This window comes from Lactiplantibacillus plajomi (genome assembly GCF_005405405.1).
Lineage (GTDB): Bacteria > Bacillota > Bacilli > Lactobacillales > Lactobacillaceae > Lactiplantibacillus > Lactiplantibacillus plajomi.
In genome coordinates, this window is sequence record NZ_BJDZ01000054.1 from 1 (window position 1) to 4,789 (window position 4,789).

The following is a 4,789-nucleotide window of genomic DNA, read 5'->3' on the forward strand; positions in this document are numbered from 1 at the left end:
CTATAATGGTGTGCAAAGCTTTTCATGGATTAAAAACTCCTGTTTTTGATCTAATTTAACTAAAATCAAATCGAATGTCAAAGTATCCAAACACGTTCTTATAGAATTTGCCAACACTTTTCAAGCAAGAATAGCCGCTACCTTTAAAACTCTCCGCGATAGAAGTATATCATATGTTGAGACGCGTGTTCTAAGCCTTCGTTCCGTGTTTACCTTGATTAACTATGTTAATATGAAGGTATATACTAACATAAAGGGTGACGTGAAATGGCAAGCAAGACAATATCTTCAATAGCTAAAGAGTTGAATTTGTCACGTGCAAGGGTTTATCAAATTATTGATATGCTTGACGACAACGAAAAACCCTTAAAAGACAGCAATGAAAGATATGTAATTGATGATAGCGTTGTCAACGCTATTCGTAAATATTATGCAAATAGTAACACCAAGACTAAACAAGAAAAGACGTTACCAATTGACGATAAAGTTCTTGATATAATGCGACGTCAACTAGACGAAAAGGATAGACAAATTGAAAAGCTAACTCAATTACTAAGCCAGCAACAACAACTCAATTTAGCAACTAACCGACAAAATGAAAAGTTACTAGATGGTAGCGCCAATGACACCAAACAAAATGTCAGTGAGAGCCAAAATATGGACGATACAGACGTTTCAAAACCTGCCGAGGATAATTACAAGGAGGAAGAAACTAAGACGTCTAAAAAGGGCTTATTTGGCTGGTTAAGACGCTAAAAATACCCATTTGTCATATTATCGGCAAAGGGGTATAATACTGTTTGTAACTAAATTAAATAGACAAAAAAATTCCCTCGGTGGGCACCGGGGGAACACATAACTCTTACCAAAGTTTATGTGTTCATTTTACCTACTATTGTAAGATTTTTCAAGTAGGTAGAGTTGAATTTTTCTGGATCACGGGGGAGCCAAGCCCCGTTACTAGAGTGGCAACATTCTAGCCAAGCCAACTAATCTTACCTTTCGAGGACTGACAGCCGGTTAGCGGAGCTAATGAAACAAGTCGACAGGTCAAGTGAGAGCCGCCGCTATAAACTCCCACTAGGAATTAACCTATACTTGTATTTAGGTTGGTTCCGAACGGTGGCCCCACGTACGGGGCGGGCGGTAAAGCAGTACGAAAGTACAGGGCGATTACGCAAGGCCAGTGATCCAAACAACTAAAAATAAATGATTGCTGGCACCTATAAAGGGTGCTTTTTTTATAGGCTAAATTAGTTAGGCTAATCTACAAGCGCAATAGTAACAATGCAAGTGTTTTTACGTGACGGTGATTCGTGACGAACAACAAAAAGTTTTCTTCTTCGCAAAACAAGGGGAAAACTATATCCCGCTCAGGTTCAAGCGTTCTGAACAGCAAAGGGCAAGTGCACTAAACTGGTTTTGACCTTGAGGGTTAAGAGCACGTGGTTGCGTGCAGATAGGTTAAACTAGGGTGTTATTAATGTACTAATCGTCACGTAGACCACAAAACGTTAAGAACTAACTACTAACGATAGACACACTATTAATATTATATAGTCTCAGCCTAGGCGGGTTCTAAGCCGACATGTTTCGGACAATTATACATGAAACGTCATTATCACAAAGTAACTTACATACGTAGAATAATAAACTTTCACAAGTGTAAAATACTGGTATATTAGCATTTACAAATTTACTCTATTTTCACAAAGTATCGTTATCGTATGATATCGGTAAATATATAGCTTGCTATCGTTGATATAACAAGGATTTAAACACTTCACAAACTTTAGCTTTTAATACTATGTGTTATGTTAACTAGCATAAAATAGTGCTATAATGAAAACTGACTCTAGTGGTTGCAACTAGCGTTAATAATGCTATACTACGTTTGTGCTGTATGACATGACATTGCACACTACTTTCAGTAACATACCGCAAAATAAAAAGGTCTACCCTTAACTGGATAGGCCTTTTTACTATGTCAATTTTAATGTTATTATAATAATATGTGCTATCTATATTACTTGGGGGAGCGGCTATCTGTTTAGGTAGTCGCTTTTTAATATTGCAATTTAATTAGAATGATCTAAAATAAAGTTGTCCCATTAGTCGGGACTCATGGTATTCCGTTTCGAAGTGACAACTTCTTAGTAAGCACTTACCCGGGTGTTCACTTTTTTAGTATTGCACCAAGTTTGCATAGTGCTATAATCATGCTTGTGTCTCCGACATGACACAAACACCTACTTCATAATAGTGTGACGATTCTAGCAAAATCATAAAGGCCCGTCATTAATTTGATAGGCCTTTTTGTGTGCTAACAAGCAACCTACAACCTAAGCAACTTTATACGCTAAAAGGTGTAAAAACTAGTTAAAAGCTGTCAATTCCTTATGCTCCCACGCTACGCTCGTCCGCTACCATTGACAGCAAACAGTTAGTTTTTCTGAATCTCAACAAGAATCTAACTGCTATATTCGTTTTTAAGGGCCTTATTTCTTGTTTCTAGCGTTTTTGAGACTGTTTATATATATTTATAACAAAGCAAAAATAAAAAGCCCTCAGCAGGCTTTTAGAGGGCTAAATAACGAAGCCAGGACGATTAATAATATCTTCTTGTCTTTTTTGCAAAACATAAGTATACAGGGAATCATACAAATTCTTTTTGATCTCGTCAGGTTCATTGAAAGAAGCTTCAAACAATTCTTGAATATCAACTTGCCAAGGATCAGCAAGCATTTCATCAATGGTTTTTAATACTTTCTTTTCGTCCATCTTAATTACTCCTAACATCAAAATAATGCTTTCAGTTTAAATTCACAGATCTTACAGGACCGTTATTCAAAATTTGTTACCAAGCTCATAAAGATTCTTTGCACAGAACGATTAAAAAAATTGGCTTAAAACAGTGGAATCTGCAACATTTTTTAAGTATCTAAAGCATAACAAGCTTAGTTAAGTGTAAGCATAAGTTGAATTAAGAATACATTCAATTCAACCATGGCAAAAATTGATTCTATGGTTATCAGCAGACCGAGTGAAACGAGGTCAATGCGCACTTACACATAGAATTTATTCTATGTTGTGCTAGACCCATTAAAAACCTGTATCAGAAGTCGCCGTTGGCGACAACAAAATCAAACCAATTTACCCAAAATCAATTTGGTTCAACATGTTTTCTGTACTTGCTTGATTCAAGCCTAAATAAGCTAAAGTCATGGCTTCACTTGAGTGATTTAGTAAGTGCATGACTAGGCCAATATTGTAATTTGATTGCGTGTAAACACGATAAGCCCCAGTTTTGCGCATCGTATGAGTACCTAGATAATTAATTCCTAACAGATCGCCAAACCTACTCATAATTTTGTAGAACTGTTTTTCAGTGATATGGCGATCTGGGTGTTGAATGGAAGGAAAGAGCCATTCAGATGCTAGTTTATGATCAAGCAGCCATTGACGATACAATAAGAGTTCTGTTTGAACTGGTTTAAGGTACAAGGTATTAGGCTTACCAGTTTTTCGATCATGAATGAACGCATTTTGTTTAATAGAACCGTCCAGATTAAAAATATCGGTCTGTTTTAAACCCATAACGTCACTCACTCGCAGTAGCGTCGCTTTACCAACTTGAAAAATCGTATAGTTACGTCGGCCAGCTTAAGAAGCTGTTTAGTATCTTTGATTTTGACCAAATAATTTGATAAACTACTGTCAAAAAAGTTGGTAATCATATGCAACATTTTAGTCATCATTACCAAAGCGATATTTCTCGGCAACAATTCGATTTGATCCGCCAGGATCTGGAAGCTTCAAGAAAACGAACTCACCCAAAACACATTGATCCTTATGATATCTTCTGTGCCATGCTCTATGTCCTTAAAAATGGTTGTACTTGGCGGTTCATGGAAATCAGGACATGAAAAATAAGGAGGTGTCATCTAATGAGCTTTTTTAAAAACAACACAAAACGAATACCTACTGAAGTGAAATTACTTACTGATATACAAAATGCTTTAGCTGATGCACCAACTACTGAAGAAAAACCATTTTTACTGGAAGCAGAACAATCTTTAAAAGACAAAAAATATTTGCCAAAAATTTTAAGTGATTTACAATTTTTTTTAACGCCCCTAGCGATAAAATCTGCCCTATCCCCAAAAGTTAAAGTTATCTATTTGAATCTTATCTCAGATAAATATCAAACTAGTACAACGGGTAGTGGTATTGGAATGATTTTTGGTGGTTTTAGTGGATTTGGTGGTCGCTAGAAAGACCATACCACTAATTAGAGATATTAAAGATAAAAAGGCTGACACTCTTAAACAGGTGTCAGCCTTTTTATCTTTAATATCTCATTTGTTCCTTCTAGCAATTAAATTACGTTTTAGCCACATCATCGTTTTAACTGATATTTTGATTTTCTGATTTATCTTACTGTTAGTGCTATAGCATGATTTGATGTAGTATGCTTGATTTCAAAATAACGACAGTTAGAACAATAGAAAGGGCCAGATCAGCTATTAACGCTATTTAATTCTGCCTGAGGGTGTGACCGAAGTTTCCTAACCGTGGGCTTGATTTTAGCAACGACCAACGGGAGGCGCAGTTAAATGTGAGCGTGGGCTTCGCTCACTCCTTTTTTTATCAAATTATTTGGTCAAAATCAAAGATACTAAACAGCTTCTTAAAGTTATTGAGTAACGTATCTTGAACCTCTTTAAGAACGTTTGAATCTTTGATGGGTAAGACAACTTGTTGCATAAGCTGTTAGTTCCTTTACTTT

General features: G+C 36.1%; 3 protein-coding genes and 2 pseudogenes. 2 read left to right on the plus strand and 3 right to left on the minus strand.

Annotated elements, in window-relative coordinates; all coding sequences use genetic code 11:
• Positions 1 to 267 precede the first annotated feature (267 nt).
• Entirely contained in the window at positions 268 to 756 is a 489-nt protein-coding gene (locus FFM82_RS13275) for a DUF536 domain-containing protein (RefSeq protein WP_137646231.1), read from the plus strand.
• A gap of 1,830 nt (positions 757 to 2,586) precedes the next feature.
• On the opposite strand, the gene FFM82_RS13280 is transcribed toward FFM82_RS13275, so the two are convergent.
• Both FFM82_RS13280 and FFM82_RS13285 read right to left on the minus strand, forming a co-directional pair.
• On the minus strand, positions 2,587 to 2,799 hold the full coding sequence (locus tag FFM82_RS13280; protein ID WP_010625611.1) for a hypothetical protein: 213 nt from the start codon (positions 2,797 to 2,799) through the stop codon (positions 2,587 to 2,589).
• A gap of 354 nt (positions 2,800 to 3,153) precedes the next feature.
• Positions 3,154 to 3,663: pseudogene (locus FFM82_RS13285) on the minus strand (site-specific integrase); the annotation flags it as partial.
• 284 nt (positions 3,664 to 3,947) lie between these two features.
• On the opposite strand from FFM82_RS13285, the gene FFM82_RS13295 reads away from it, so the two are divergent.
• On the plus strand, positions 3,948 to 4,274 hold the full coding sequence (locus FFM82_RS13295; RefSeq protein ID WP_015474710.1) for a hypothetical protein: 327 nt from the start codon (positions 3,948 to 3,950) through the stop codon (positions 4,272 to 4,274).
• Positions 4,275 to 4,689: 415 nt separating this feature from the next.
• On the opposite strand, the pseudogene FFM82_RS13965 reads toward FFM82_RS13295, so the two are convergent.
• Positions 4,690 to 4,767, minus strand: a pseudogene (locus tag FFM82_RS13965) (site-specific integrase); the annotation flags it as partial.
• Positions 4,768 to 4,789 lie beyond the last annotated feature (22 nt).